Here is a 327-nt window from a genome sequence, read left to right on the forward strand (position 1 = left end):
AACCAGGCCTTCTTCGCGGATCTTCACCCGCAGCGCATCGAAGAAAATGACCGGGTACATCGGCTCCAGTGGCCGCTGTTGCCACGCGCCAATCTCTTCCATGACCTCGTCTGTCACAGAGCTGATGAAATCGGGTGAAACGTCGGTTCCATACTGCTCGGACAGGAAGGCCCGGATCTCTCTGACCGTCATTCCACGGGCGTACATGGCGATGATTTTGTCATCGAATCCGGTGTAACGGCGCTCATGCTTGGGGATCAGGATGGGCGAAAAACTGCCGTCACGGTCCCGAGGGATATCCAGCCGTAGCGGGCCATCGCCTGTCAG

The 327-nt window shown here is 58.1% G+C and carries 1 protein-coding gene; it reads right to left on the bottom strand.

Annotated features, from left to right (window positions below; all coding sequences use genetic code 11):
- Window positions 1-327 (bottom strand): transposase (locus ACQ4N9_RS26585; protein WP_430934151.1); only part of this gene is annotated, 327 nt, incomplete at both ends.

The sequence above is a fragment of the Pseudomonas sp. ES1 genome (assembly GCF_050586605.1).
Classification (GTDB): Bacteria; Pseudomonadota; Gammaproteobacteria; order Pseudomonadales; family Pseudomonadaceae; genus Aquipseudomonas; species Aquipseudomonas sichuanensis.